At 68.3% G+C, this 1941-nt stretch carries 1 protein-coding gene; it reads left to right on the top strand.

The features are described from left to right. Nucleotides 1-2: 2 nt before the first annotated feature. A partial coding sequence (gene acs / locus BU124_RS14430; protein WP_084864262.1) for an acetate--CoA ligase occupies nt 3-1941 on the top strand: 1939 nt, incomplete at its 3' end.

Here is a 1941-nt window from a genome sequence, read left to right on the forward strand (position 1 = left end):
CCATGACCACCACCTATCCGCCCTCTGAGGAGATGGTGGCGCGGGCGCATGTTGATGCGGCGCGCTACGAGGAGATGTACGCGGCCTCGGTTGCCGACCCCGCGGGGTTCTGGGCCGAGCACGGGCGGCGGATCGACTGGATGACGCCGTTTTCGACGGTCAAGACCACCAGCTTTGCGCCCGGCAACATCGACATCCGCTGGTTCGAGGACGGCACGCTCAACGTCGCGGCCAACTGCATCGACCGCCATCTCGACACCCGCGGCGAGCAGACCGCCATCATCTGGGAGCCCGACGATCCCGACGACGCGGCGCTGCACATCACCTACAACGAGCTGGCCGCGCAGGTCTCGACCATGGCCAACGTGCTGAAAAACCTCGGCATCGGCAAGGGCGACCGCGTCGTCATCTACCTGCCGATGATCCCCGAGGCGGCCTATGCCATGCTCGCCTGCGCGCGCATCGGCGCGATCCACTCGGTCGTCTTCGCCGGCTTCTCGCCCGATGCCCTGGGCGCGCGGGTCAACGGCTGCGACGCCAAGCTGGTGATCACCGCCGACCACGCCCCGCGCGGCGGCCGCACCACCAGGCTCAAGGACAACGTCAACCAGGCGCTGCTGCACGACACGCGCGACGTCAAGACCCTCGTGGTGCGCCGCACCGGCGACCAGGTCGCCTGGCGCGACGGGCTCGACTTCTGGTGGCACGAGGAGGCCGAGAAGGTCTCGGCCGATTGCCCGCCCGAGGAGATGGGCGCCGAGGACCCGCTCTTCATCCTCTACACCTCCGGCTCCACCGGCCAGCCCAAGGGCGTGGTGCATTCCTCGGGCGGCTACCTCGTCTGGGCCGCGATGACGCACGAGATCACCTTCGACTACCACCCCGGCGACGTCTTCTGGTGCACCGCGGACGTGGGCTGGGTCACCGGGCACAGCTACATCGTCTATGGCCCCCTGGCCAACGGCGCGACCACGCTGATGTTCGAGGGCGTGCCCACCTGGCCCGACGCCGGCCGCTTCTGGGCGGTCTGCGAAAAGCACCGCGTCACACAGTTCTACACCGCCCCCACCGCGATCCGCGCGCTCATGGGCCAGGGCGAGGGTTTCGTCACCCGCCACGACCTCTCGGACCTGCGCGTGCTGGGCACCGTGGGCGAACCCATCAACCCCGAGGCCTGGGCCTGGTACAACGACGTCGTGGGCAAGGGCCGCGTGCCCATCGTCGACACCTGGTGGCAGACCGAAACCGGCGGCCACATGATGACCCCCCTGCCCGGCGCCCATGCCACCAAGCCCGGCGCGGCGATGAAGCCCTTCTTCGGGGTCAAGCCGGTGGTGCTGGAGCCGACATCGGGCCAGGAAATCCACGACACCCCCGCCGAGGGCGTGCTGGCCATTGCCGACAGCTGGCCGGGCCAGATGCGCACCATCTGGGGCGATCACGCCCGTTTCGAGAAGACCTACTTCTCCGACTACAAGGGCTATTACTTCGCCGGCGACGGCTGCAAGCGCGACGCGGACGGCGATTACTGGATCACCGGCCGCGTCGACGACGTCATCAACGTCTCGGGCCACCGCATGGGCACGGCGGAGGTCGAGAGCGCCCTGGTCGCACACGACAAGGTGGCCGAGGCCGCCGTCGTGGGCTACCCGCACGAGATCAAGGGCCAGGGCATCTACTGCTACGTCACCCTGATGGCCGGCGAGGACCCCTCCGACGCGCTGCGCAAGGAACTGCGCGACTGGGTGCGCCGCGAAATCGGCCCCATCGCAAGCCCCGACCTGATCCAGTGGGCCCCGGGCCTGCCCAAGACCCGATCCGGCAAGATCATGCGCCGCATCCTGCGCAAGATCGCAGAAAACGACCACGACGCCCTCGGAGATACCTCGACACTCGCAGACCCATCCGTCGTCGACGACCTCATCGAAAACAGAATGAACC

It is taken from the genome of Salibaculum halophilum (assembly GCF_002094885.1).
In the GTDB taxonomy this organism is placed as follows: domain Bacteria; phylum Pseudomonadota; class Alphaproteobacteria; order Rhodobacterales; family Rhodobacteraceae; genus Salibaculum; species Salibaculum halophilum.